Below are 25630 nucleotides of genomic sequence, written 5' to 3' on the forward strand. Positions count from 1 at the left end.
TGCTCCCGGTAGGGACGAGAGTCTAGACCACAGCTAGAGACTTTTACCGCGCGTCGCGCTTGGTCCGATGCTCCTGCTCCCGGGAGAATCGGGGGAGTAACCTCGGAAGTTGGGCGGGCCGCCAAGTCGTCGAAGGATGGCTGGGCGTCGAAGTAAGGGAGTGGTCAGTGGCAGAGCAAACGCAGGATGATGTCGTACAGCCTGGCCTGTTCCCGGACGACTCGGTGCCCGATGATCTGGTCGGTTACCGGGTGCCCAGCGCCTGCCAGGTCGCCGGAATCACCTACCGGCAGCTCGACTACTGGGCACGAACCGGGCTGGTCGTGCCGTCCATCCGGGGCGCCGCGGGGTCGGGGTCGCAGCGGCTGTACTCGTTCAAGGACATCCTGGTCCTCAAGATCGTGAAGCGGCTGCTGGACGCCGGTATCTCGCTCCAGAACATCCGGATCGCCGTCGATCACCTGCGTGACCGCGGCGTGGCGGATCTGGCCGGGATCACCCTGTTCTCCGACGGCACCACGGTCTACGAGTGCACCTCCGCCGAAGAAGTCGTCGATTTACTGCAGGGCGGACAGGGCGTGTTCGGCATCGCCGTCAGCGGCGCCATGAAAGAGCTCACCGGCGCGATCGCGAACTTCCCCGCGGAGCGCGCGTCCACGGTCACCGAGCGCCCCGAGGACGAGCTGTCCTACCGGCGTAAGGCCAGGCTCAACCGCAACGTCGGCTGAGTGACTCACCAAACACGGACCTGGTGACACGGATTCCGCGACGCACCACCTAAACTGGGCGGTGCGTCGCCGCCGTGCGGGAGAGTTCCGGTTTCGATTCGATTCCGGGCGCCGAAGGAGCAGCACCTCCCCGTCAATCTCTCAGGCAACAGGGACCGTACGGGCTTCGGCGCCTCTGGAAAGTGGTGAGCGTGCTTCAGCTGAAGCAGGTTGTCACCCGCCGATGGGGAAAGGGAGCAGCACTCCCGAATCTCTCAGGCTCCAACGACAGAGGGGGAGGGCTGCCTTGTCGACCGCACCCGTCGACCCGCCCCGACCTTGGAGCCGCCGTGATTCCGACCCGTACCTTCGCCGACCGTCATATCGGTCCTGACCAGGGCGAGCTCGCCAAGATCCTGCCCGTCGTCGGCGTGGGCTCGCTGGACGAACTGGCCGGTCGCGCCGTGCCCGCGAGTATCCTCGACGAGATCGCCACCAATGGCCTGGACGCGTTGCCGCCGGCCGTCTCCGAGCACGAGGCGCTGGCCGAGCTGGCCGCGCTCGCGCATTCGAACACCGTGGCCACCACCATGATCGGGCTCGGCTACTACGACACGCTCACCCCGCCGGTGCTGGTGCGCAACCTGCTCGAGAACCCGGCCTGGTACACCGCTTACACCCCGTACCAGCCGGAGATCTCGCAAGGCCGCCTGGAGGCGCTGCTCAACTTCCAGACCATGGTGTCGGAGCTGACCGGCATGGAGGTCGCCAACGCGTCCATGCTGGACGAGGCGACCGCGGCGGCCGAGGCCATGACGCTGTTGCAGCGGGCCAACCGCAAGTCCAAGTCGGTGCGGCTGCTGGTCGACACCGATCTGTTCCCGCAGACCCGGACCGTGCTCGAGACCCGGGCCGAGCCGCTCGGCATCGAGATCGTCGAAGCCGATCTCGCCGGAGGCGTGCTGCCCGAAGGCGAGTTCTTCGGTGTGCTGTTGCAGCAGCCGGCCGCCTCGGGGCGAATCATCGACGCCAAGCCCGTAATCGATGCCGCACACGAGCGGGGTGCGCTGGTCGCTGTCGGTGCGGACCTGCTCGCGATGACGCTGATCACCCCGCCCGGCGAGCAGGGCGCGGACGTCTGTTTCGGCACCACACAGCGTTTCGGTGTGCCGCTCGGTTTCGGCGGGCCGCACGCCGGTTACCTCGCGGTGCATTCGGCGCACGCGCGGCAGCTGCCGGGCCGCCTGGTGGGCGTCTCGGTCGACGCCGACGGCAACACCGCCTACCGGCTCGCGCTGCAGACCCGTGAGCAGCACATTCGCCGCGAGAAGGCGACCTCGAACATCTGCACCGCCCAGGTGCTGCTGGCCATCGTGGCCGCCATGTACGCCTCCTACCACGGTCCGGAAGGACTGCGGAACATCGCGCGCCGCGTGCACGGGCACGCCCAGTGGCTGGCCGCCGGGCTCGGCGACGCGGTCGTGCATCAGAGCTTCTTCGACACCGTGCTGGTGAAGGTGCCGGCCGGTGCGGAGACCATCGTGGCCAAGGCGAAGGGCGCGGGCATCAACTTGCGCCTGGTCGACGCCGATCACGTCGCCATCGCCTGCGACGAGGTGACCACCGACGGTCATGTGGTCGCCGTGCTGGACTGCTTCGGCGCGGAGGTCCCGGTCGGGCCGGAAGGCGCGCTGTTCCACGGCAAGCCGCGCCCGCACATCGAGAACCGCACCTCGGAGTTCCTGACCGCGCCGGCGTTCACCCGCCACCACACCGAGACCGCCATGCTGCGGTACCTGCGCTCGCTGTCCGACAAGGATATCGCCTTGGACCGCAGCATGATTCCGCTCGGCTCGTGCACCATGAAGCTCAACGCCACCGCCGAGATGGAGCCCATCACCTGGCCCGGCTTCAGCCGCGTGCACCCGTACGCGCCGGTCGAAGACGCCCCCGGCCTGCGCAAGCTGATCGCGGATCTGGAGGGCTGGCTCTGCGATGTCACCGGATACGACCGAGTCTCGTTGCAGCCCAACGCCGGTAGCCAGGGCGAGTACGCGGGCCTGCTCGCCATCCGCCGCTACCACCTGGATCGTGGTGACACCCACCGCGATACCTGCCTGATCCCGTCCAGCGCGCACGGCACCAACGCCGCCTCGGCCGCCATGGTCGGGATGCGGGTGGAGGTCGTGAAGTGCCGCGAGAACGGCGATATCGACCTCGACGACCTGCGCGCCAAGATCGCCGACCACGCCGAGCGGCTGGCCTGCATCATGATCACCTATCCGTCCACGCACGGCGTGTACGAGCACGAGGTCGCCGAACTGTGCGCCCTGGTGCACGAGGCGGGCGGTCAGGTCTACGTCGATGGCGCGAACCTGAATGCTCTTGTCGGCCTTGCCCGTCCGGGTAAGTTCGGCGGCGATGTCAGCCACCTGAACCTGCACAAGACCTTCTGCATCCCGCACGGTGGCGGCGGCCCCGGCGTGGGCCCGGTCGCGGTGCGCGAACACCTCGCCAAGTACCTGCCCGGCAATCCCTTGGAGGCCGGTTCGCACGCGGTGTCGGCGGCCGAATTCGGTTCCGCCTCAATCCTTCCCATCACCTGGGCCTACATCCGGATGATGGGCGCCGACGGCCTGCGCCGCGCCACCCTCACCGCCATCGCCTCGGCCAACTACATCGCCAAGCGCCTCGATGAGCACTTCCCGGTGCTCTACACCGGCGACAACGGCATGGTCGCGCACGAGTGCATCCTGGACCTGCGTGAGATCACCAAGCGCACCGGCGTCACCGTCGACGATGTGGCGAAGCGGTTGGCCGACTACGGTTTCCACGCGCCGACCATGAGCTTCCCGGTGGCGGGCACGCTGATGGTGGAGCCGACCGAGTCGGAGAACCTCGAGGAGATCGACGCGTTCTGCGATGCCATGATCGCGATCCGGGGTGAGATCGATCAGGTCGGGTCCGGGGTGTGGCCGGTCGAGGACAACCCGCTGCGCGGCGCGCCGCATACGGCGGAATGCCTTGTGGGCGAATGGGATCACCCGTACAGCCGGGAGACCGCGGTGTACCCGCGCGGTGTCGGCCACGCGCGCGCGAAGGTGTGGCCGTCCGTGCGCCGCATCGACGGCGCCTACGGTGACCGCAACCTGGTGTGCTCGTGCCCGCCGATGGAAGACTACGAGGACTGAGTGAAATGGCCCGCCCTGGCAAGTCAGGGTGGGCCATTTGCGTTGCCCCGTTGCGATCTGAGCGTATTGCGGAATCGTTCCGCTCAGAGCACTCCGGCGCGCGCGGCCGCCAAGGCGGCGTCGGCGGACTTGACCGCGTCCTCTTTGGTCGGCGGTTCGTGGGTCACGAAGATCCGGTAGTAGATCGGCGCGAGCGCGAAGCGGATCAGTTCCTCGCCGTCGACGCTCTCGGATAGTTCGCCGCGCTCCACCGCGCGGTCGACGATCACCAGGGCTTGCCGACGCCGCGCGGCGATGAAAGAGTGCAGCGCCGTAGCCGCGGCGGGATTCTGCATGCCCGCGAGGATGAACGCGCACCCGATCGCCCCGCCCTGTGGGCTGGCGAAACCGGCGCGGACCGCTTCGGCGAGGGCGCGCAGGTCGTCGACAATGTTGCCGGTGTCGGGGATCGGGATGGGTTCGGTGGCGGCCAGCTGTAAGGCGTCGGCGACCAACCCCTCCGGGCTGCCCCAGCGGCGATAGATCGAGGTCTTGTGCACGCCCGAGCGCTTGGCCACATTCTCGACCGTCAGACCTTGATAGCCGCGCTGGGTCACTTCCACCAGCGTCGCCTGCCGGACCGCGTCCCGGACGCGAGCACTACGGCCACCAGGACGGCGCTGGGTCTCCACAAACAACTCCCGCTCGAAAATCTGAACACAATCCGAAGGTTCGATCCCTCGTTCGTGGCAATTGTCGCTTCCCGGTCGCGGGCCATCGAAGCCGGGGGTTACGGTGTCGTAAGTGCCTGCACCATCGCGGTCCCGAAGCTGAGGTCGTTGGAGGTGGCGAGTTTGGTGTAGGTGCCCCCGGTTTGCTGGGCCAGTGCCTGCAAGGTTTGCGTGCCCGCGCCGCCGATGACGATGATGTTGATGCGCACCGGCTTCGATTTGTCGATGGCGGCGGTGAGGTCGGCGAGCAGCTTCTGGCCGGTGATCGTGGAATCGTCGTCGGGGCCGTCGGTGACGAGCAGGATCGAATTACTCTTGCCCGCCACGTAATTGGTGACGGCGTTGCGGTAGGCCGCCAGCAGGGTCGGGTAGGCCTGGTCGGTGCGGGATTCGGCGGCCTCGACGTCGTCGAGTTCGGTGAGGACGGCGGTGCGGTGGTCGTCGGTTAGCGCTTTGGTCGGGGTCAGCACGTCATACGGGGTGGTTCCGTCGAGGTTCTTCGCGAAAGCCCAGACGCCGAGACCGAAATCGGGCGGCATCACGTTCATGGTCGACTTCAGCGCGCCGATCACGGTGGCCAGGCGGGTGGCCGAGCCGTCGATGGTCGACATGGAGGACGAGGTGTCGAGCAGAACGGTGGATTGCACGCCGAGCACGGGGTTGTCGAGGGTGGCGCGCACCTTCTCCAGCGCGGCCCGGGATGCACCGGGACCGGTCGCGGGCGGGGCGGTGGTGAACCCGGCGGTAGTGAAGAACTGTGCCTGTTCGGGGGCGCGCAGATATTCGGCGAACACGCTGGCAATGAGATTCTGGGTTTGATCGACCCACTGGCCCGACATCATCGCGGCCGGATGGTCGGCCACCGGCGCGGAACCGATCGGGCGGAAGATCGCGGCGCCACCGTGGGCCTGCACCTGCTGTTCGGTGGCGGGGACCGCGTGGATCGCGGCCTTCGCGGGTTGCGGCGCGGCGATCGTGGTCAGCGCGGTCGTGGTGTCGGCGTCGGGTGCTCCCGCGGCGATCCCGGAGACAGCGGAGACGACCTGCCCGGTTTGCGCGGCCTGCTCCGTGAGCGGGTCGGTGCCCGAGGTCGCCGCGGCGACAGCGGTGGCGACGGCCAGGGTGGCGTCCCCGGCGGGCAGCGCCAGCTTCAGCCCAGCCCAGTTCGGCACGCCGATCGCGCTGAGCGAACCCTGTTGCAGGCGAGGCAGATCCGCCCAGGTGGTCTGCGCCTTGTCGAGCGCCTGACGTAGTTCTTCGGGGACGGCGAGCACGATCGGGCTGGCCGCGATCGGCGTCGGGTCGCCCTCGATCAGGCCGGGCACGCGCGCGGCCTCGACGGACCGCGAGGAGCTCGGAATCCAGAGCGCGGGCTGCGGCCCGAGCACGCCGTTCCAGGCGCCGCCCGCGGTCAGCCCGGCCACCATGTCAGCCGAAGGCCGCGCGGTCACCACTACTTTCGCGCAGTGATCACGCACCTGCGGCTTGGACGCGTTGTACTTGTCGGCGACGGCTCGCACCGGCGCCTCGATATCCGGATCGACGGTGACGAACAGTGTCGCGTCGCCCTCGACGCACTCCGAAGCCGCGGCAGTGTTCTCCTGCGCGGCTCTGTCACTTAGCTGAAACCACGCGAAAACCGCCCCGGCCAGCAACAACACGGCCACCACTGCGATAACCGGACCTTTGCTGACGCCCCGGGATCTGGCTCCGCTGCGATGAGTGCCCACGGCGGACAGTCTATGGTCACGTCCGGTTTACCGGGCGACCGGTCAGGCGAAATGCGAGCGGTACACGGGATGCTTTCATGCAGTAGCTGCATCAAAGCATCCCGTGCCGCTGCGAGTGCCCCATCACTCGCGGATCATGCGGCCGCGGTCGAACTCGTGCCCGCCCCAGACACCGGATTGCCCGGTCTCGGCGGCGAATTCACCACAGGCCTGACGGATGGGGCAGCCGGCGCAGATACCGCGCGCGTACTCGAAGTCCTCCGACGGGTACGGGAACCAGGCGTCGTGGTTCGAGTCGCCGCGGCAGGCGGCCCGATGCCAGTCCCGGGTGTCCGAGAGTGGGAGCAGGTCCGCCAGGGTCGGTTCGGTGACGTCGCCGACGGCACGTCTCAGCTCGGTTCGGACGGTCATGGTCCTTGCTCCTTTCTCTCAGGCGGTGGCCAGGGTCTTCCAGATCTGACGTTGGCGCTTGGCCAGGTGGTTCGGCGCCTTCGGTACCCACAGCAGCCGCATGCCCGCTTCCTCCGGCGTGCGGTCGGCCTTGGCCGAATTGCACGGAGCGCAGCAGGCGATCAGGTTGCTCCAGGTGTTCGGGCCACCCCGGCTGCGCGGCCGGATGTGGTCCACGGTGCGGGCCCAGGCGGCGCAGTAGCCGCACCGGTGGTTGTCGCGGCGCAGCACGCCGGGCAGGGTGGCGCGGCTTTCGTCGTGCACCCGCGCGGCGTGTTCGATGAAGACGTATCGGTTCAGCCGAATCGTTTCCGGGAGTGGTATTTCCAACTCCTTGGAGCGGATCGGGAAGTGCGGTTCGCGGTCGGCGATCGATTCGGCGGCCCCGCTCATCAGCAGCACCACGGCACGGTCGGCGCTGATCTCGTCGAGCGCCTCGAAGGAGGCGTTCAAAACCAGTACCGGGGTGTGTATCCAATTGTCTGCGGTCAACACCACCGAATCGGTGGCACGGCGGAATGGCATGGGGCTCACCATGTTTCGTGAAGAGTTGGACGAATTCGTGGAGTACGCCGGTCGCGAAGGACCTAGTGGCGGAGTGACGGGCGGGTCTAGCGACCGGCCAGGAGGAGGACGGGCTGCGGATCGCTGATCCGCTGTCCGTATCCGCCGATCTCGGGCATATTCTGCGAATTCTTCATCTCGTGCGGTTGCACAGGCCGTCTCCTCCTTCCTCGATAGTCCAAAAGATCACCCCGCGAATCGGGGTGATCATCGTCTGATTCCATGGTGGCACACAGCACCCACCGTTGTCGGCTCATTTTTTCCGACCGGTGGGTGCTGTCTTCAATTCTGTTGTAGATCAGGCCTTTTCCAGCGTCGCGGCGCCGAAGGAGACGTTGAACCGGTCGCACCAGATGGAGACGCTGGTGTACTTCGACAGGTCGGCGTCGGCGGGGATGGTGTAGTTCTGGCTGCCCTTGTTGCCTTTCAGCTTGCCCAGGTCGAGGTGCGCGCCGTCGTCGAAGACGCCCCAGCCGTCGCGGCCGTCGATGACCGGCGCGTCGGTGAGCCAGACGTGCAGGTCGGGGCCGTCGGAGGTGTCGAGATCGTCCAGGCGCAGCACATGGCTGCCGTCGGGCAGTTTCAGGATCACCAGGCTGCCTGACGTGGTGTGCTCATGGGAGATGAAGCGGCCGCTGGACAGCGGCCACGGCATCCGCGGCGCGGCGTACGGGTCGGGCCCGAAGACGGCGGTGGGTTGGGCCTCGTTCACCGTGGTGTCGGTGACCAGCTTCCAGGGCTGGAAGAAGGCCAGACCGGCCCCCAGCGCCAGGACGAGCGCGGCCGCCACGGTAAGGGCGATCTTCTTCTTTCGAGGTGTGCTCCTCGCGAATGCCATCTCATCCTCCCGGGACTCGGCCCCGACCATTGTCCGACCATTCAACCGCGCCGGGGCCGGACACGCCCAAGAGGGCGGCTCAGCCCAGCGGACTCTGGCCGAGCACCACCCGCCCGGTGAACTGGAGCTGCTTGGCCCGCGGCAGCGGATGGAACTGGCCGCCATGGATATCGCGGTAGTACATCTCCAGTGCGCAGGTCCGGGAATAGCCCAGACCGCCCACGGTTTCGATGGCCAGGCGCACGGTCTCGATCAACTTGTCGGCGGCGACGGTTTTGCGGCTGAGGGTGCGCGCGGCGTAGTCGTCGGTGTTGGCGAAGCGGAGATTCTCTGAGCCGTTGAACATCGCCTCGATCGTGTCCCCGGCGGTGGTGTAGGCGTTCATCATCTCGCCGGCGAGCTGGTAGACGTGCGCGTCGGTGCGTCCGTGCGCCAGCCTGGTGGCGAGTTCGACCGCACTGTCGGCGATCCCGAGATAGGCGGCCATGACCAATGGCAGCGCCGCCCCGATCACGACATTGAGCAGCGGCGGCCAGACATCGGCCGGGCGGGCCAGGGAGATCGCGGCGTCCGGTACGAAGACATCCTCGAGCACCACGGTGTGCGAGCCACTCGCGCGCAAACCCAAGGTGTTCCAAGTCTTTTCGATCCGGACACCGGGCGCGGACAGCGGGATCGCACAGTGCAACGCCTGCGCACCGCCGGGTGCGTCGTCCCAGCGGAAGCTGGTCACCAGCACGGTACCGACCTCACAACCACTGGCCGGAGCCTTACGGGCATGCACCCGATAACCACCGTCCACCCGGACCGCGCGCCCGTTGGAGCCGACCCAATCCGAAGCGCCGGTGCTCACCAGAATCGCCCCGGCCGCCACCTTCCCGAACACGGCGGACGCGTCCTGCCCATGGTTGTGCCGCCACACCTGCGTCGCGACCAGATGCGAATGCATCGCGAAAGCGACCGCGGTGGAAGGATCGTGGCGACCCAATTCCCGCAGCGCCGCGCCCATTTCGGCGTGCGTTGCCCCGCCGCCACCGAGCTCCACCGGCACCAGTGCGGCGGAAAGCCCGGTTTCACGCAGCTGCTCGAAGGCCGCGGCATTGATCTCGCCGCTGCGATCGCGGTCGGCGACCTCGGTGCGCAGTGTCTCGCCCACCGAACGAGCGAGGGTGACCCAGTCGGTGGCGGTCCGGGAATCAGCAGTAGTTGTTGTCATGCCCGAGTGCTACGGACGGGCGGTCGCGTCAGTTCACCGCCGCGACCGCCCCGCACCAGATTCACCCCCAGGGTGGCCTATGCGCCCACCCTGCCCGAAACGCACTGTGCCCATAGCCTTCTGCTCGGCACCCGCGCCGCCGAGCAGTGGTCTACGGCCACTGATCAGAGGTTGCCGACGGTGTGTTCCAGGCGTTGCGCCACGAGTTCGCGGGCCGCTTCGCGCAGGGCGGGGCGGTAGCCGGAGGGGTAGACCGGGTCGCCCGGCGCATAGGTCTTGAGGACCTCCTTGGCCAGGGTGATCTTGTGGACCTCGGTGGGGCCGTCGGCGATCGCCATGACCTGGGCGTAGTTCATCATGTCGACGAACGGCAGGTCGGTGCTGACGCCGATGGCGCCGTGCAGGTGCATGGCGCGCTGGGCGATGTCGTGCATGACCTTCGGCATCGCGACCTTGATGGCGGCGATATCGTGGCGGACCTTGCGGTAGTCCTGCTCCTTGTCGATGCGCCAGGCGGTGCGCAGCACCAGCAGGCGGAACTGCTCCATTTCGATCCAGGCTTCGGCGATCTTCTCCTGCGTCATCTGCAGGCCGCCGAGCACGCCCTTGCGCATGTGGCGCGAGACCGCGCGCTCACACATCATGTCGAAAGCCTTGCGCACCATGGCGACCGTGCGCATGGCGTGATGGACGCGGCCGCCGCCGAGGCGGGTCTGGGCGACGATGAAGCCGAGACCTTCCGTGCCGAGCAGCGCGTCGGCGGGGACGCGGACATCGGTGAAGCGCAGGTGGCCTTCCTTGTCGGAGAAGCCGGGCACGGTGAAGTTCCGGACGATCTCCAGGCCGGGGGTGTCGGCGGGGACGATGAACATCGACAGCCGCTGGTGCGGGTCGGCCTCCGGATCGGTCACCACCATGACGATGTGGAAGGAGGCGAATTCGGCGGCCGAGTTGAACCACTTCTCGCCGTTGATGACCCATTCGTCACCGTCGCGCACCGCGCGGGTCTTGAACGCCGTCGGGTCCGAGCCGCCGGTGGGTTCGGTCATGACGTAGCAGGACCCGATCTCGCCATCGAGCAAGGGCTGCAGGTATTTCGCCTTCTGCTCGGGGGTGCCGAAGTGGGCGAGGATCTCGGCGTTGCCGGAATCCGGTGCCTGACAGCCGAATACCAGCGGGGCCCACTTCGAGGTGCCGATCACCTCGTTGAGCAGCGCGAGTTTCACCTGGCCGTAGCCGGGACCGCCGAGTTCAGGGCCGAGGTGGCAGGCCCACAGGCCCTGCTCTTTCACCTTCTCCTGCAAGGGCCGCATGAGCACCCGGATCTCCGGGTTCTTCCGGTCGTAGGGTTCGGGGTAGATCAGGTCGAGGGGTTCCACCTCGGCTTTGACGAACTCCGCGACCCAGTCCAGCTTCTTCTGGTATTCCGGATCGGTGTCGAAATCCCAAGCCATGATCAGCCTTTCGTAGTGGTGATGCCGTCGAGGAAGGTTTCGGCGAGCAGGTCGGCGATTTCGCCGGGGGAGTGGTTGCCGTCCGGGCGGTACCAGACGGTCACCATGTTCAACATGCCGAGCAGGCTGTTTGTGATGACGTGGTCGGCGGTGCGCAGCAGCCCGGCCGCGTGCCCGTCGTCGATCACCCGCTGCCAGCAGTCCTGCACGTCGTCGCGCAGGTCTTGCAGTTGCACGGCGCGCTCACCGGTCAGCGCGGTCACATCGCGCAGCTGGATCGCGACCTCGCGCCGGTGCGCGATGATCAACCCGACGTAGCTGTGAATCAGCCTGTGCAGCTTCGCGATCGGATCATGGCCGCTGGCGGCGATCCGCTCGGCATCTTCGCGCATGAGCTGAATGTAATCGCGCAGGATCTCCCACAGCAGCTCCTCCTTCGAGCCGATGTGGTAGTACAGCGCGCCCCGTTGCACGTCGGCGCGATCGCCGATCTCGGCGACGCCGGTGCCGTGAAAACCCTTGTCGGCGAACAGCTCGACGGCAGCGCGGACGATACGCGCACGGGTATCACCGGCAGTACTCGCGGCGGCGGGCGGGCGGCCTCGGCGGCGCGCGGGTGCGTTGGTTGCCGCCGCGGCGAGGCGGCCGGACTGCTTCGGATCGCCGGCGTCGTTGCGCGCTGCCGCGGTCATTGCCACGGATCCAGGACGATCTTGCTGACGCCGTCGGCCCGGTCGGCGAACATCTTGTAGGCCGCCGCGCCGTCCGACATCGGCATCCGATGTGTGACAGCGACTTCGGGCCGCAGCCGCCCCGCGGCGGTTAGCCGGAGCAACGCCGGCAGCTCGTATTGGATCGAGCACAGTCCGATATGGAATTCGAGCTCTTTGATCTGCGCCAGCGGCATATTCACCGGGTAGGCCGTATTCTGGCTGACGCCGATCACGCTGACCCGTCCACGCGGCCGGACCGCGCTCATCGCCAGCTTGATGGTCGCGTCCGCCCCGACCGCTTCGATCGCGACTTCCGCACCGCCGTCGAGCATCTCGCGAATGGCGGTCTTGGGATCGTCGGATTCGACCGGCTCGGCTCCGAGTTCGGCGGCGCGCGCCCGTCGTTCGGCGACCAGATCCACACCGAGCACCCGCGCGGCCCCCATCGCGAACGCCGACTGCACCGCCATCAGGCCGACCGGGCCCAGCCCGATCACCACGACATGGTCGCCGGGTGCGATCCGGGCCCGCCGCGCGCCGTACCAGGCGGTGGGCGCGTTGTCGGTGAGCACGATGGCGGCCTCGTCGCTGACCGAATCGGGCAGGCGCACAAGGTTTCCGGTCGCGTGCGGCACCGCGAGGTACTGCGCCTGCGCGCCCGGCAGCGCACCGCCCAGCCCGTAGCAGGCATCCACCGGGAGGGGATGCCGCTCGCACGCGGCGACCAAGCCCTGACGGCAATTCCGGCACCGATCGCAACCGGCGGAAGCAGGCACCAGAACCCGGTCGCCCACCTTGAATCCGTGTGCCTCCGGCCCGATTTCGACGATCTCGCCCGCCGCTTCGTGCCCGACGCCGTAGCCCGTGCCCTGGACGAAACCGTGCCCGCCATAAATGTGGAGATCGCTACCGCAGATCCCGGCCGCGGTGACTCGCACGATCGCGCCGTCGGGCCCGGGCAGTGTCGGATCCGCGACCTCGCTCAGCGAGATCTGCTGCGGGCCTTCGTAAGTGAGCGCCTTCATCGCCATCCTCCATCGAGTGCGAGCGTGGAGCCGGTGCAGAACGCGGACGCCTCGGTCGCGAAATACATAGCCGCGCCGACGATATCGGCGGGCTGGCCGATCCGGCCCAGTGCGTTGTGGCCGCTCATGTAGGCAACCATCTCCTCGGTCCAGGCCTGGGAGATATCGGTGGCGAACGGCCCGCACTGAATAGCGTTGACCCGCACCTTCGGTCCGTAGGTCTGCGCGAGCCCTGCGGTCAAGTTGTTCAGCGCCGCCTTGGCTGCCGCGTACGGCACGGCCATCGGCTCCGGGTGGGTGGCCTCGATCGAGGTGATGTTGACGATCCGCCCACCCGCACCGGCCGCCATCCGTGACCCGACCAACGCCGAAAGCCGGAACGGCCCTTTGAGATTCACGCCGATGATCTTGTCGAACATCGCCTCGGTGACCTCGGTCAAACTCGGATACAGCAGCGACATGCCCGCGTTGTTGATCAGCACGTCGACCTGACTGAACTCCGCGTACGCCGCCTCGACGAGCTCGCCGCACTGCTCCCAGTCGCTGACATTGCAGGCGAGCGGCAGCGCCCGCCGCCCGTAGGTGGCCTTGACCTCCTCGGCCAGCGCGATACAGCCGTCGAGCTTGCGGCTGGCGATGACCACATGCGCGCCCGCCGCGGCGCAGGCCAGCACCATCTCCCGCCCCAGCCCCCGGCTGCCGCCGGTGACCAGCACGACTTGATCCAGCAGTGGTTGTTCCGGCATCCGACCTCCCGAGCACTAATGTTCCGATCAGTACATTAAATCGGGCACGGGTTAGAATCAAGAGGTTGACCGGCCGACCGCCGTCATCCCCCTGGCCGCAGCCGGACATCACCCGGAACAGATTGCGTGCACTTTGTGTTGACCCGACGCGCGGACCAGCGTCTACCGACGGGTAACATTACGAGCGTCTTATTTAAACCGGTTCTTCTCGACAAGTGAGGCATGAGATGACAGAGCGGATTCAGGTCGGTGGCCTGCAGGTGGCCAGTGTTCTCCACGATTTCGTCGAGAACGAGGCGCTTCCCGGCACCGGCGTAGATTCCGCGGCGTTCTGGGCGGGCGCCGAGCAGGTCATCAACGATCTCGCCCCGCGCAACCGCGCCCTGCTGGCCGAGCGCGACGAGATCCAGGCCAAGCTCGACGCGTGGCACGCCGCGAACCCGGGCACCGGCTACGACAAGGCTGCCTACAAGACCTTCCTGACCGAGATCGGCTACCTGCGCCCCGAGCTCGCCGATTTCCAGATCTCCACCCAGAACGTGGACGACGAGATCGCCGTGCAGGCCGGTCCGCAGCTGGTGGTGCCGGTGATGAACGCGCGCTTCGCGATCAACGCCGCCAACGCGCGCTGGGGTTCGCTCTACGACGCGCTCTACGGCACCGACGCCATCTCCGAGGACAACGGCGCGGAGAAGGGCACCGGCTACAACAAGGTGCGCGGCGACAAGGTCATCGAGTGGGGCCGCAACTTCCTCGACGACGTCGCCACCCTGATCACCAGCTCGCACCTGGGCTCCACCAGCTACACCATCGTCGACGACGAGCTCGAGGTCGGCCTGGAAGACGGCACCACCATCGGCCTGGCCGATCCGTCGCTGCTCGTCGGCTACCTCGGTGATCCGGCCAACCCCACCTCGATCCTGCTGAAGCACAACGGCCTGCACATCGAGATCCAGATCGATCCGGAATCGCCGATCGGATCCACCGACACCGCCGGCGTCAAGGACATCGTGCTGGAGTCCGCGATCACCACGATCATGGACTTCGAGGACTCGGTCGCCGCGGTCGACGCCGAGGACAAGACGGTCTGTTACCGCAACTGGCTCGGCCTGATGAAGGGCAACCTCTCCGAGGAAGTCGCCAAGGGCGGCAAGACCTTCACCCGCACCATGAACCCGGACCGCGTCTACACCGCGCTGGACGGTTCCGAGCTGGTGCTGCACGGCCGTTCGCTGCTGTTCGTGCGCAACGTGGGCCACCTGATGACCTCCGACGCGATCATCGACGCCGCAGGCAACGAGGTCCCCGAGGGCATCATGGACGGCCTGATCACCTCGCTGATCGCCAAGCACGCCCTCAACGGCGACACCGAGCTGAAGAACACCCGCACCGGCTCGGTCTACATCGTGAAGCCGAAGATGCACGGCCCCGACGAGGTCGCCTTCACCAACGAGCTGTTCGGCCGCATCGAAGAGGTCATCGGCGTCCCGGCCAACACCCTCAAGGTCGGCATCATGGACGAGGAACGCCGCACCACGGTGAACCTGAAGGCGTGCATCAACGCCGCGTCCGAGCGCGTGGTGTTCATCAACACCGGCTTCCTGGACCGCACCGGCGACGAGATCCACACCTCCATGGAGGCCGGGCCGATGGTCCGCAAGGCCGAAATGAAGTCGCAGCAGTGGATTACGTCCTACGAGGACTGGAACGTCGACACCGGCCTGGCCACCGGCCTGCCCGGCAAGGCGCAGATCGGCAAGGGCATGTGGGCCATGCCCGACCTGATGGCCGACATGCTCGTCCAGAAGATCGGCCACCCCAAGGCCGGCGCCAACACCGCCTGGGTCCCCTCGCCGACCGCCGCCACCCTGCACGCCACCCACTACCACCAGGTGGACGTCTTCAAGCAGCAGGCGCAGCTGGCCAAGGCCGGCCCCCGCGCCACCGTCGACCAGATCCTGGAAATCCCGCTCGCCCAGGACACCAACTGGACCGCCGAGGAGAAGCAGCAGGAGCTGGACAACAACTCCCAGGGCATCCTCGGCTACGTGGTGCGCTGGATCGACCAGGGCGTCGGCTGCTCCAAGGTCCCCGACATCCGCGACGTCGGCCTCATGGAAGACCGCGCCACCCTGCGCATCTCCAGCCAACTGGTCGCCAACTGGCTGCGCCACGGCGTCGTTACCGAAGACGAGGTCATCGCCAGCCTGCAGCGCATGGCCCCGGTCGTCGACAAGCAGAACGCCGGCGACGCGAACTACCGCCCGCTGTCCCCGGACTTCGCGGGCAGCATCGCGTTCCAGGCGGCCAAGGAACTGGTGCTGGAAGGCACCAAGCAGCCCAACGGTTACACCGAGCCGATCCTGCACCGGCGTCGGCGTGAGGCGAAGGCAGCCTGCAAGTGAGTGATGTTCAGTGATTGAAAAGTAGCTCCTAGCAGCTCTTTTCGACTCGAGGCCCCGCATCGGTGAACCCGGTGCGGGGCCTCCTTCATCACCGGAGATCACCCGAAATACCGGCCCGTCACGCTCAAAACGGTCACAAAAACGGTCACACACGGCATGGGGCAGCCAGCGTCCGCGACAGTTGCGCTGGTCCTCGGTGGGAATACTGCTCGAATCGTTGCTTGGTGGGCCACGATTCGTGCTTGGGCGTTCAGGAGAACATTGTCAGGAAGTGGCGTGTAAACCAGAGGCTGACGAGGAAGAAGATGATCGGTCCGATCCAGTCTTTCAGGCTGGATCCCAGGGCCAGGATCAGCCATCCGCAGTTGGCGAGCAGGCGTCGGGGCCGCCCGCTGAGCGCCGCCCAGATCCCGATCCCGGCGAGGACCCAAATGAGCATCAGCCGCCAGCTCATCGCCTGATCGCTGGGCGTAGGGAGGTTCTCGGTATGTCCACCAATAGCGATCTGTGCCACGGCGTCCTCCCACAATCGCAGTTCGACGGCTCGGCCGTGGCCCGCGGCGCGGTAGGTGCCGTAGCCGACATCGAGCCACGTGGTGGACCCGCGATAGCTCACCTGCACCTGGTGAGAGGTGGTGCAGGATCTCAGATTGTTGTCGCCGGTGTTGCTGAGCACACACGTAGGCTTTGGTGCAACCCTTCCGTCACCTGCGCGGGAATGGTCAACCTGTTGCATTAGCGTTCGCGCGAGCTCCCGGTCATCGGTCGCGACCAGCGGTCAGGCGTTCTTGTATGGAGAGCAGCCAACGCTCGCTTCGCAGACGCGGAAGCGGATGATGCGATCGACGACGCCCTGGTGGGAGTGGCCTGACTCGCCCCGGCAACCATTGGCATGGACCTTGCGGTCGCGTGTGAAGTCTGTGTCGAATTGGGCGTAGACGTGGTTGGCGTCGCACTCACCGTCCGACACCCAGATGTCGGCGTGGGTGACGTTGATCCATGCCTTGTCCTGGCCATGAAACGTGCTGGTGGCATGGGCATGTGCCGGCGTGGCGAACAGGGTTGCAAAGGCAAGGGCGGCGACGGTCGCAACGGCACCTAGTGCGGTGTTCCTCATCGGCTTCAGGCGGGGACGGGTCGCAGTCATGGTCGAACTCCAACTACTGGGATGCGAGGCGCACCCAGAATCCCGTGGTTTGCGGTGGTGACCCGGTTAATGTGGACAACCCTGGACGGGATTGGTCGTATCGAGACATCGGGTGGAGGGGGGAGGCCCCGCATCGGTGACATCCGGCGCGGGGCCGCTTTATCGCCTTGCGGGCCACGGCCCTTCGAGCTCAGAGTCCAGCGGCGGCGAGCCGGTAATCGGCTTCCAGGAGCATCCAGCCACTGAGCTGTACCGAGAGATCGCGGCTCAGGTTCGCCGGCGCGGCGACCGACGTACGCGGGGGTCGGTGAAAGTCGGCGGTGTGCGCCGCCGTCGTGATCGGGCGGGCCCAGTCCACGCCGAACAGCGGTAACCCGGCAACCTCGGCGCGATTGTTCCAGGCCGCCCGCGCCGAAGCGTGCACGATGGCGGCGGCGGTGGTGTCGCCCAAAGACAGGGCGGCCTCGGCCAGGTACCGGGCGAGGATCCCCATGAACAGCCCGGAGTCGTCGGCGCCCGCGGCGGCGATCACCCCGGCGTTCGTCAGCCGCTCCCCGGTGGCGGCGATGAGTGCGGCTGCGCGGTCGCGATGCTTCGATTCGCCTGTGCGGGTGGCGAGTTCGGTTTCCAGACCGATGGTCACGCCCTGACTGTAGGTGTGCACGGTTCGGTCCAGATGCCCGCCGGGTTCGTGGACCCCGTCGAGGATCAGGCCACTCTGCGGGTCGCGTAGTCGAGTGTGCAGGAAATCGGAAAGCTGCCGGGCACGGGACAATTCGCCCAGCCGCGCCATGGCGAGGGCGGTCGGACCGATTGCCGGTGTGTTGTAGTAGTCGTCGCCGGCCCGCCAGGGGACGGCCCCGACCATCGGGTTCCAGCCGTCGACCAGGGCGGACCGGAGATCGTCGAGGGCGGCGCCGAACTGGACATCGAGTTGCCGGTCGGACCGTTCCAGCGCCAGCGCCAGCCACCCCATATCGTCGAAGTACCGGTTGGTCCAGCCGGTGATATTCCGGAGCCGGATGCCCTGTGCCACACCGCGAACCTGCGCTATCCGATCCGGAGTGCGAGCGCGGGACGCGGCATCCACCGCACAGTCCAGCAGGTGCGCTTGCCACCAATAACACCATCGCAGGAACAAATGGTCTACCAAGGTCGCGGGCCAGGCGAGCAGCCCCAGCCGCGCCCCCGGCTCACCCAGCGGCGCGCGCAGATGGCGCCGCACGACCGCTTCCTCGGCCAGCGCCGCTCGCTGCACCGGCTGCTCGGGCCCGCCGCGCACATCCCGCGTGACCGTCACCGCCTGCGCCGGCCGTGCCATCGCTGTCTGTGCGACCGAAGCACCGGCCGCCAGCAACACACTGCGCCGACTGATCACCTCATTACGGCGATCCATCCGCGCAGCCTCCCTCGCAACGCTCATCGGAGCCGGAAACCGTTCGCTACATCCTATCTCGACCCCTTCGGACGAGTCGCTCCCCGCGCAAGCACGGCCCTGGTCAGTCGCCGGGGTGGCCTGCTCCGCGACACCCCAAAGCGCGCTGAGAGCGAATGAGACGACGATCACTGATAGTTTGCCGTGACGAATCTCTACGCAGCGGTGTCCTACACAGGAGCAGCGGAGGAGGTGCCGGTGTGACCACGACGTCGCCCGCACCCGAGGCAACGTTGGATGACGCGACCCTGGTCGGCCGGTCGCGTGACGGCGATGTCCGGGCATACGAGCAGCTGGTGCTGCGCTACCAAGGACCGATGTTCCGGTTGGCCGCCAAGATGCTGGCCGATCGCGCCGAGGCCGAGGACGTGACCCAGGAGGTGTTCCTGAAGGCGTGGCGCACGATCGGCCGACTGCAGGACGATGCGGCGTTCGCCGGGTGGCTCTATCGGGCGACGACCAACCGGTGTCTCAACGTCTTGCGCGCCCGCCGGCTCCCCGCCGACGTGGATCCCGACACGACGGCGTCACCACACGCCGACACCAGGCCCGAGCACGCGACCGAAATGAGCAGCCAGATGTCCGCGCTCACCGAGGCGCTACAGCAGCTGACACCCGAACAGCGCGCCTGCTGGCTGCTGCGCGAAGTGCACGGCCGCTCCTATGACGAGATCGCCGAGATCGTCGGCGCCAACAGCACAGCGGTGCGCGGGCGGATTGCGCGCGCCCGAGCCCAACTGGCAGAGGTGATGCAGCCATGGCGGTGACCCAGAGCACCGACAACGACTACCTGCTTCCGTGCGGACGCGGTCTGGAAGAGGTGTGGGAGCGACTCGACGACCTCGACGGCGACGACCACGATGTGTCCTGCCCGCACTGCCCCGCGGCCCGGGAAAGCCTGCTGACCCTGCGCAACGCCACCCGGGAGTTGATCGACGAACCGGATCCGCCGCCCCCCGATCTGTTCGGCCGGATCATGTCCGCCGTGCGCGCCGATGTGCGCCGCAGCCGGACTGTCACGGTGGACACGCCGTTGCCCGGCGCGATCCACGTCAGCGAACAGGCCGTGGCCACAGTCCTGCGATTCGCCGCCGACACGGTCGACGGCGTGCGCGCCCGCGGTTGCCGGGTGCGCAGCAGCGAACCCGACGACGACGGCGAGCAGACGATCGCGGTCGAGATGACCATCGCCGTGCGCAACGGTGAGCACACCATCGACACGCTGGTGACGGCAGTCCGCGAGCGGGCGCGCGCCGCCACGAACGCCCGCATCGGAGTTCGATTGGGCACGCTCGACATCACGGTGGTCGACCTCTACGAGGAGCGGCAATGACCGTCCCGGCAGCCGAGCTGGTCGTCGGGGAGCCCGTGATCGCCGGCGTGGCTGCCAGGGCGGCCGCCCGGGTGCCGGGCGTGGCTCGGCTCGAACCGGGTGTGCTCGGACTGGTCGGTCAGCTCGTCCGCTCCGGGCGGCAGCTGTGGAGCGGTCAGGAACCCGCCCCGTCGGCGGGTGTCCGGGTGCGGCGAGCGGGGGGCGTAGTCGATATCCAAATCAATCTGGCGCTTTCGGCCTCGGGAAATGTCGCCGAGGTGGGCCGGGCGGTCCAGCGGGCCGTGGCCGAGGCGGTCACCGAAGCCACCGGCGCCGAGGTCGACTCGGTCCGGGTGTACGTAGTCGATATAGAAACGGGGCGGCCGTGAGCACCGACGACCTGACCGACCGGATCGTCGCGGCGATCGGCACCATCGACGGCGCGGACCCCGCGGTGCCGATGGGTCTGCAGAACAATCGCTGGCTGTCGGGCCGCGCCGCCGTCGACCTCGGCGAGACGGTGGAGATCCGGGTGGTCGCCACCACGCTGCCGCTGCCGCCGTTGGTCGAGAAGCTGGACGCGGCCGTGCGGCCGGCGCTCGCCGGAAGCGCCTGGGCGAGTACGGCATTGCGAATCCATGTGGTGGACCTGCACGCCGACGCGTTCGGCAGCGATCCAGATCACTCTCCCGGCCCGTGACGATTCGCCGACCGCGGTGTCCTACCTATGACAGTTCGTCAACCCTTGTAGCACAAGACAATTGGGAGGCATCATGTCCAGCAGCACCACCGAGAACACCAAGACCGTGGCGAAGAGCGGCGACGGGGCCAAACGCCCCAGCGCCCTGGTGACCGACCAGGGCACCACCACGATCGCCGACGCCGTCGTGCAGAAGATCGCCGGGATGGCCGCGCGTGAGGTCCGCGGCGTGCACGACCTCGGTGGCGGCACCGCGCGCGCGATCGGCGCACTGCGCGACCGGATTCCGGGCGCGTCCTCGAGTGTCGGCCAGGGCGTGTCGGTCGAGGTCGGCGAGAAGCAGGCCGCGGTCGACCTCGAGCTCGTCGTCGAATACGGCGTCGCCATCGCCGAGCTAGCCGCCGCGGTGCGCCGCAACGTGATCACAGCGATCGAGCAGATGACCGCGCTCGAGGTCGTGGAGGTCAACATCAACGTCAACGACGTCTACATCGAGGACGACTCCGAGGAACAGCAGCCGACTCGCGACCGGGTGCAGTGACATGAACGCCACCACGATCTGCCTCGTCATGGGCTTGTCCCTCGGATTCGCCGCCGCCTTCGGCGGACTGGGCGCCTTCGCTGTCGTGTTGATCTTCGGTGGCCTCGGCCTGCTCATCGGGCGCTGGCTCGATGGCGAGGTCGACCTGTCCGGGCTGCTGCGTTCGGCGCAGGACCGGGGCAGGCGGTGACCACCGCCGCCGTCCACCTGCCCGGCACCACCACGATCGGCGAGCGCGCGGTACGCCGGATCGCCGAGCGAGCCGCCGCCGAGGTGGCCGGAGTCGAGCCGCGGGTACAGGTGGACGCGCAGGTCGTCGGAGCCGGCGCGACCCTGTATGTCCGGCTTCCGATCCGCTACCCGCTGCCGGTCGGGCGGGTCGCCGACGAATGTCGCGCGCATCTGATCGCCCGTACCGAAGAGTTGACCGGCCTCACCGTTCCCCGGGTCGATATCGAAGTCTCGGCGATGGTGCCCGCGCCACCCGAGAGGAGGGTCCGATGACACGTCTGCCACGCCGGGTCGTCCCGGCGGTCATCGTCGCGGTATTGCTTTGCGCCGCTGCCGTACTCGTCGCGGTATCACTGATCCAGCGGCTCACCGGAACTCGGGAGTGGGTCTCCTACGACAGCATCGCCACCCGGCTGCACGACACCACGTGGGGCAGTGTGTGGGTGCTGGCGGCGGGCATCATCGTCACCGTGCTCGGGCTTGCCCTGCTCGCGGCGGCGGCCCTGCCCGGAAAGCCGGTCGTGCTCGCGCTCGAACCCGGTGACGGCATCGACGCGGGGATCGCCCGCCGCAGTCTGCGGCATGCGCTCGCCGAGGCGGCGGGTCGCGTCGACGGTTTGGACAAGCCCCGAGTCGCGCTGCGCAACAAGAAGATTCACGTCAAGGGTCACACCCGCCACACCGTTGAACAGACCGCGCAGGAGGTCGGCCTCGCCGTCGCCGACCGGCTGGACCGCATCAAACCGGCCACCGTTCCGCTGCTGCGCACCAGCCTGCGCACGATCGACCAGGGAGGTGCCCGATGAGTGCCACCGCCAATCGGCCCGCCCGGCTCAATCGCAGCGTGCTGGGTCTGCTCGGCCTGCTGTGCATCGTGGGCGGCGGGCTGCTGATCGCCGCGCACTTCGGTGCCCTCGGTACCGCAGCCGGATCGCCGCTGGTCCCGGGTACCGAGGAACCGCCGCGGCTGGTCTTCAACCTGGTGATCGCTGGTGCGGTGGTGCTCGCTCTGCTCGCGCTGCGGTGGCTGGCGGCACAGTTCATCCGGCTGCCCAAGCCCACCCGATGGCAGCTCGGCGACACCAGCGACCAGGGCCGGACCGTCCTCGGTTCCGACATCGCCGCGGCTGCGGTGGCGGCCGATATCGAGACCTATGCGGGAGTCCGGTCCGTGACAGCCCGGCTCTCGGGCAGCGCGCTCGGACCCGACCTGCATCTGCTGGTCGACGTCGACCCCGCGGCTGATCTGCCCGCCCTGCGCGAGCAGATCCTCGGACATGCCGTCGCCCGGTTGCGGACGGCGCTCGACCTCGCTGTCGTCCCCGTGACGGTCGAGTTCCGCATTGCGGGCCGGGGTTCTGAACGCGGGGGCGTGGTCGAACCCCGAGCCAAGACTTCGCGACGGCTTGTCGAGCGCTCGCGGCGGTGATGCTCTGGAGAACCCGTAGACGTCTCGCGGGGGAGGACCTCGGTCGGGTCGCCGAGCCCTGCGGCAGAGGGTCGGCCGGGCACCCGGCAAACTGAGGGAATGGGTTCTGGTTCATCACCTCGGCCGTCGCCCGCAGATTTGGCCGCGGCGCCGGACAAGACTGTTCCCGATGTGATCGGCCCCGACTTGCGTGTGCTGTTCTGCGGAATCAATCCAGGTCTGTGGTCCGGGGCCACCGGATATCACTTTGCTCGTCCGGGAAATCGGTTCTGGCCGGCACTGCATCGGTCCGGTTTCACGCCGCGCCTGCTGCGGCCCGACGAACACCAAGAACTGCTCGGGCTGGGCTTGGGAATCACGAACGTGGCCACGCGCACGACAGCCAAAGCCGACCAGCTGACCGCCGACGAACTGCGCGCCGGCGGCCGCGCCCTGGTTGAACGGGTCGAGCAGTATCGGCCTCGGGTGCTGGCCGTACTCGGGATCGGCGCCTACCGCACGGCCTTCGGTCGTCCACGCACCACAATCGGTCCCCAACCCGAGCGGATCGGTGCTACCGCGGTGTGGGTTCTGCCCAACCCCAGCGGGCTCAACGCCCACTACACCCTCGACGCCCTCGCCTCGGAATTTGGCGCGCTGCGCGAGGTGGTCGAAGCCTGAGTGATCAGAGTGTTTTCACACCCCTGAAGCAGAGTCCAGTGGCGAGCTCGGCGGGTGCGGCCCGCATGCACGATCCGAATTCGCACCGAGTTAGCTTGTCGTTCAGAGCATTTCGCTACTGGTGACGGAACGGCGGTGGTTGAATCAGGGATCTGTCGCCGAATCGGTCTGCCACGAGCCGGTAGTTGGGAATGGCGGTGATTACATCGAGGGAGAGGGGCCACGATTGACTGCCACGGTTGCGGGAGAGAGCAAGGACGCCGATATTTCTGCTGCCCTGGGCGAGCTGCGTGGCCATGTCACCAGGGTGTGGTCGCCGGACCGGATCGAGGCCGTCTGCCGCGTATTCAGCGCGGACGGGCACGTGAAGCTCCCCGAACTGGTTCCGCCCGGAGTGAAGCGGATCGTCGCCGACGAGGTCGATGACCTCATTGCCGCCGAAGGTGTCCGGCGCGAACTTGCCTTCGCCGAAACGGGTTTCACGCCGCGACGAATGCGCAATGTCACTCGCGAGGCGATCGCGGCCCGAGCCCCGTTCATTCCCCGCCTCTACGGCGATCCGGCACTGTTGGCGGTGCTCTCCGCCGTCGCGGGCGAGCCGGTGCTGCGTTGCCCATATGAGCCCGAGCAGTTTTTGATCACCTGCCTCGAGCGCGACGGAGACACCCACGGCTGGCATTGGGACGACTACAGTTTCGCGCTGGTCTGGGTGATCGACACGCCGCACGCCGACAGCGGCGGGTTTGTCGAATGCGTGCCGAAGACGTTGTGGGACAGGAACGATCCGCGCATCGATGACTTCCTCGAGCGCGGTCCGGTGCACCGGATCGACTTGGCGCCAGGGGATTTGTATCTGATGCGCACCGACACCACGCTGCACCGTGTCGCCCCGATCAGCTCCGGTATCCGCAAGATCGTCAACATGGGATATGCGAGCAGCCGCGATGTGGCCTGTCCGCCGGTGTCGCACGAGACGATGGACCGGCTGTGGTCGACCAGCCGAGCGGATCAGACACGCTGAAACAATCCAGCTCAGCACCCGACCGGGTTACGGTTGCTCCGCGGCTCCGAGTGCGAGATGAACGAAGGTGCCGGACAGGCCATAGGTGTTGACTCCGGCGTAGAGGGGGCCAGGGTAGGGCCAGTCGATGCTGGTGCGAACGGGGGCGATACCCAGTCCGGACCAGTCCACCGCCGAGGTTGGCCGGTCGCAGTGCAGAGTCGCCGGGATGTGCCGATGCTGCAGTGCGAGTGCGGTTTTGATCAGGCCGGCCAGTCCTCCCGCAGCCTCGGGGTGCCCGAGGTTGGATTTGACGGATCCGACCAGGCAGGGCTGGCCGGGTGCTCGCAAGCGGCCGATCGCGGTGCCGATGGCTTGCAGTTCGAGGTGGTCACCGGCCGGGGCGGCGTTGCCGTGCGCCTCGATGTAGCCGAGTAGATCCGGAGTCAGACCAGCTGTGGCGCAGGCACGTTCGATGACTTGGAGGTAACCCTCGACCGAAGGCGCGATCACGGCCTTGGCGGTTCGGCCTTTGCTCGCTTGGGCGCTGCCATGAATGAGCGCGTGGATGTGGTCGCCGTCGCGGCGGGCGTAGGTGAGAGGTTTGAGGACGAGGACCGCTGCGCCGTCACTGCGCACGAAACCGTCGGCATCCGCACTGCCGAAACGGCAACGGCCGGTGCGGGAGAGCATGCCGGCCGCGGCGTAGCCGTCGGTGTGATCGGTACCCAGGACCAGACTGACCCCGCCCGCGAGCGCGGTGTCGCATTCACCGGTGCGCAGCGCCTGGCAGGCCAGATGCACCGCCAGCGTCCCCGATGAACAGGCAGCATCCACTGTCGCGCACGGGCCGCGCAGATCCCAGGCGTAACCGATGCGCCCCGAGGCCATGCTGCGGGCAGCTGCGCCGGCGATGGCGTACATGTCCGCGGGGCGATCGAGGGCGCGGGTGTCCCAGTGCTCGGCGGTGCTCTGCCCCATGAAGATCCCGATGGATTGCCCGGCGACATGGTTCTCGTCGAGCCCGGCATCGCGCAACGCATCGCGAGCGGTGAGCAGCAACACCTTGTGCTGGGGATCGAGAGCGGCGTTCTCGCGGTCGGTGAGGTGAAAGTCCCCGGGCACGAAATCGGCGGTGCCGTCCGGTGATTCGCCGCCGGCCAAGGCGTCGGTGCCCGCACACAGCAGCTCCCACAGTTGTCGATGGTCGGCGGCGCCAGGAAATCGGCAGCCCATCCCGACAATCGCGATCGGTTCGCTGAAACTCATGCACCCATCCGTTTCTCGACACGGGATCGACAGAGTGATCGTCCTTACAAGATCACTCGTAAGATAGCCGAGCCCTATCGCAATTGATTGACACCTGATGCTGGTCGGCGTGGCCGTGAACCGTACTTCCCTCTCCCGCAACAGAAAAGGTGTCCGA

Annotated in this window: 28 protein-coding genes and 1 riboswitch; of the genes, 14 read left to right on the forward strand and 14 right to left on the reverse strand. The window is 67.5% G+C overall.

Translation table 11 applies throughout. The annotated features are described in order from the left end of the window. Window positions 1-167: 167 nt before the first annotated feature. Both IBX22_RS26630 and gcvP read left to right on the forward strand, forming a co-directional pair. Window positions 168-728: a MerR family transcriptional regulator gene (locus tag IBX22_RS26630; RefSeq protein WP_194818434.1), complete on the forward strand. Its 561-nt coding sequence runs from the start codon at window positions 168-170 to the stop codon at window positions 726-728. A gap of 67 nt (window positions 729-795) precedes the next feature. Then, window positions 796-896, forward strand: a riboswitch (glycine riboswitch). 161 nt (window positions 897-1057) lie between these two features. Then, window positions 1058-3898 carry an aminomethyl-transferring glycine dehydrogenase gene (gcvP, locus tag IBX22_RS26635; RefSeq protein ID WP_194818435.1) on the forward strand — a complete coding sequence of 947 codons (2841 nt, stop codon included), beginning with the start codon at window positions 1058-1060 and terminating at the stop codon, window positions 3896-3898. 83 nt (window positions 3899-3981) lie between these two features. Here the strand turns inward: gcvP and IBX22_RS26640 are convergent, their stop codons facing one another. The 10 genes from IBX22_RS26640 to IBX22_RS26685 all read right to left on the reverse strand — a co-directional run bounded on the left by IBX22_RS26640 (window position 3982) and on the right by IBX22_RS26685 (window position 13344). Beyond that, window positions 3982-4569, reverse strand: coding sequence for a TetR/AcrR family transcriptional regulator (locus IBX22_RS26640; RefSeq protein ID WP_194818436.1), 588 nt, complete (start codon window positions 4567-4569; stop codon window positions 3982-3984). Between the two features lie 98 nt (window positions 4570-4667). Continuing rightward, window positions 4668-6338, reverse strand: coding sequence for a VWA domain-containing protein (locus tag IBX22_RS26645; protein WP_194818437.1), 1671 nt, complete (start codon window positions 6336-6338; stop codon window positions 4668-4670). 123 nt (window positions 6339-6461) lie between these two features. Further along, a complete protein-coding gene (locus IBX22_RS26650) occupies window positions 6462-6749 on the reverse strand; it encodes a WhiB family transcriptional regulator (protein ID WP_194818438.1) in 288 nt (95 codons plus the stop codon). An 18-nt stretch (window positions 6750-6767) separates the two neighbouring features. Next, complete coding sequence (locus tag IBX22_RS26655; protein ID WP_194818439.1) at window positions 6768-7313, reverse strand: HNH endonuclease; 546 nt, start codon at window positions 7311-7313, stop codon at window positions 6768-6770. 337 nt (window positions 7314-7650) lie between these two features. Continuing rightward, the gene (locus IBX22_RS26660) at window positions 7651-8190 is read right to left on the reverse strand and encodes a DM13 domain-containing protein (protein WP_194818440.1); all 540 of its coding nucleotides are present in this window, start codon (window positions 8188-8190) and stop codon (window positions 7651-7653) included. Window positions 8191-8269: 79 nt separating this feature from the next. Continuing rightward, the gene (locus IBX22_RS26665; protein ID WP_194818441.1) at window positions 8270-9406 is read right to left on the reverse strand and encodes an acyl-CoA dehydrogenase family protein; all 1137 of its coding nucleotides are present in this window, start codon (window positions 9404-9406) and stop codon (window positions 8270-8272) included. A 164-nt stretch (window positions 9407-9570) separates the two neighbouring features. Then, the gene (locus IBX22_RS26670; RefSeq protein WP_194818442.1) at window positions 9571-10860 is read right to left on the reverse strand and encodes an acyl-CoA dehydrogenase family protein; all 1290 of its coding nucleotides are present in this window, start codon (window positions 10858-10860) and stop codon (window positions 9571-9573) included. A gap of 2 nt (window positions 10861-10862) precedes the next feature. After that, window positions 10863-11552, reverse strand: a complete 690-nt coding sequence (locus IBX22_RS26675) for a TetR/AcrR family transcriptional regulator (RefSeq protein ID WP_194818443.1) — start codon at window positions 11550-11552, stop codon at window positions 10863-10865. Further along, complete coding sequence (locus IBX22_RS26680; protein WP_194818444.1) at window positions 11549-12598, reverse strand: alcohol dehydrogenase catalytic domain-containing protein; 1050 nt, start codon at window positions 12596-12598, stop codon at window positions 11549-11551. Before IBX22_RS26680 ends, IBX22_RS26675 begins: the two co-directional genes overlap by 4 nt. Next, the gene (locus IBX22_RS26685) at window positions 12595-13344 is read right to left on the reverse strand and encodes an SDR family NAD(P)-dependent oxidoreductase (protein WP_194818445.1); all 750 of its coding nucleotides are present in this window, start codon (window positions 13342-13344) and stop codon (window positions 12595-12597) included. Before IBX22_RS26685 ends, IBX22_RS26680 begins: the two co-directional genes overlap by 4 nt. 227 nt (window positions 13345-13571) lie before the next feature. On the opposite strand from IBX22_RS26685, the gene IBX22_RS26690 reads away from it, so the two are divergent. Then, window positions 13572-15749: a malate synthase G gene (locus IBX22_RS26690; RefSeq protein WP_194818446.1), complete on the forward strand. Its 2178-nt coding sequence runs from the start codon at window positions 13572-13574 to the stop codon at window positions 15747-15749. A 250-nt stretch (window positions 15750-15999) separates the two neighbouring features. Here IBX22_RS26690 and IBX22_RS26695 read toward each other — a convergent pair whose 3' ends face one another. The 3 genes from IBX22_RS26695 to IBX22_RS26705 all read right to left on the reverse strand — a co-directional run bounded on the left by IBX22_RS26695 (window position 16000) and on the right by IBX22_RS26705 (window position 18292). Continuing rightward, window positions 16000-16425 (reverse strand): hypothetical protein, encoded by a 426-nt coding sequence (locus tag IBX22_RS26695; protein WP_194818447.1) that lies wholly within the window; start codon window positions 16423-16425, stop codon window positions 16000-16002. A 102-nt stretch (window positions 16426-16527) separates the two neighbouring features. Further along, window positions 16528-16896, reverse strand: coding sequence for a hypothetical protein (locus tag IBX22_RS26700; RefSeq protein ID WP_194818448.1), 369 nt, complete (start codon window positions 16894-16896; stop codon window positions 16528-16530). Between the two features lie 190 nt (window positions 16897-17086). Further along, window positions 17087-18292: a glycoside hydrolase family 76 protein gene (locus tag IBX22_RS26705; protein ID WP_194818449.1), complete on the reverse strand. Its 1206-nt coding sequence runs from the start codon at window positions 18290-18292 to the stop codon at window positions 17087-17089. Between the two features lie 239 nt (window positions 18293-18531). Between IBX22_RS26705 and IBX22_RS26710 the strand changes: the two genes are divergently transcribed. The 11 genes from IBX22_RS26710 (at window position 18532) to IBX22_RS26760 (ending at window position 24225) form a co-directional block, all read left to right on the forward strand. Beyond that, window positions 18532-19098, forward strand: coding sequence for an RNA polymerase sigma factor (locus IBX22_RS26710; RefSeq protein ID WP_194818450.1), 567 nt, complete (start codon window positions 18532-18534; stop codon window positions 19096-19098). Further along, window positions 19089-19664, forward strand: a complete 576-nt coding sequence (locus tag IBX22_RS26715; RefSeq protein WP_194818451.1) for an Asp23/Gls24 family envelope stress response protein — start codon at window positions 19089-19091, stop codon at window positions 19662-19664. The genes IBX22_RS26710 and IBX22_RS26715 overlap by 10 nt, the downstream gene beginning before the upstream one ends. Then, window positions 19661-20032: an Asp23/Gls24 family envelope stress response protein gene (locus tag IBX22_RS26720; RefSeq protein WP_194818452.1), complete on the forward strand. Its 372-nt coding sequence runs from the start codon at window positions 19661-19663 to the stop codon at window positions 20030-20032. The genes IBX22_RS26715 and IBX22_RS26720 overlap by 4 nt, the downstream gene beginning before the upstream one ends. Next, window positions 20029-20343, forward strand: a complete 315-nt coding sequence (locus IBX22_RS26725) for a hypothetical protein (RefSeq protein ID WP_194818453.1) — start codon at window positions 20029-20031, stop codon at window positions 20341-20343. The genes IBX22_RS26720 and IBX22_RS26725 overlap by 4 nt, the downstream gene beginning before the upstream one ends. A gap of 73 nt (window positions 20344-20416) precedes the next feature. After that, window positions 20417-20884, forward strand: coding sequence for an Asp23/Gls24 family envelope stress response protein (locus IBX22_RS26730; RefSeq protein ID WP_194818454.1), 468 nt, complete (start codon window positions 20417-20419; stop codon window positions 20882-20884). A gap of 1 nt (window position 20885) precedes the next feature. Next, window positions 20886-21074, forward strand: a complete 189-nt coding sequence (locus tag IBX22_RS26735; RefSeq protein WP_019050519.1) for a hypothetical protein — start codon at window positions 20886-20888, stop codon at window positions 21072-21074. Continuing rightward, the gene (locus IBX22_RS26740; protein WP_194818455.1) at window positions 21071-21388 is read left to right on the forward strand and encodes an Asp23/Gls24 family envelope stress response protein; all 318 of its coding nucleotides are present in this window, start codon (window positions 21071-21073) and stop codon (window positions 21386-21388) included. The genes IBX22_RS26735 and IBX22_RS26740 overlap by 4 nt, the downstream gene beginning before the upstream one ends. Further along, on the forward strand, window positions 21385-21921 hold the full coding sequence (locus IBX22_RS26745) for a DUF6286 domain-containing protein (protein WP_194818456.1): 537 nt from the start codon (window positions 21385-21387) through the stop codon (window positions 21919-21921). Before IBX22_RS26740 ends, IBX22_RS26745 begins: the two co-directional genes overlap by 4 nt. Continuing rightward, window positions 21918-22544 carry an alkaline shock response membrane anchor protein AmaP gene (locus tag IBX22_RS26750; protein ID WP_228539455.1) on the forward strand — a complete coding sequence of 209 codons (627 nt, stop codon included), beginning with the start codon at window positions 21918-21920 and terminating at the stop codon, window positions 22542-22544. The genes IBX22_RS26745 and IBX22_RS26750 overlap by 4 nt, the downstream gene beginning before the upstream one ends. A 99-nt stretch (window positions 22545-22643) precedes the next feature. Further along, entirely contained in the window at window positions 22644-23204 is a 561-nt protein-coding gene (mug, locus tag IBX22_RS26755; RefSeq protein ID WP_194818457.1) for a G/U mismatch-specific DNA glycosylase, read from the forward strand. A gap of 226 nt (window positions 23205-23430) precedes the next feature. Further along, complete coding sequence (locus tag IBX22_RS26760) at window positions 23431-24225, forward strand: hypothetical protein (protein WP_228539457.1); 795 nt, start codon at window positions 23431-23433, stop codon at window positions 24223-24225. A gap of 27 nt (window positions 24226-24252) precedes the next feature. Here IBX22_RS26760 and IBX22_RS26765 read toward each other — a convergent pair whose 3' ends face one another. Beyond that, the gene (locus tag IBX22_RS26765; RefSeq protein WP_194818458.1) at window positions 24253-25473 is read right to left on the reverse strand and encodes a polyketide synthase; all 1221 of its coding nucleotides are present in this window, start codon (window positions 25471-25473) and stop codon (window positions 24253-24255) included. Between the last annotated feature and the right edge of the window lie 157 nt (window positions 25474-25630).

The sequence above is a fragment of the Nocardia sp. XZ_19_385 genome (assembly GCF_015355755.1).
In the GTDB taxonomy this organism is placed as follows: domain Bacteria; phylum Actinomycetota; class Actinomycetes; order Mycobacteriales; family Mycobacteriaceae; genus Nocardia.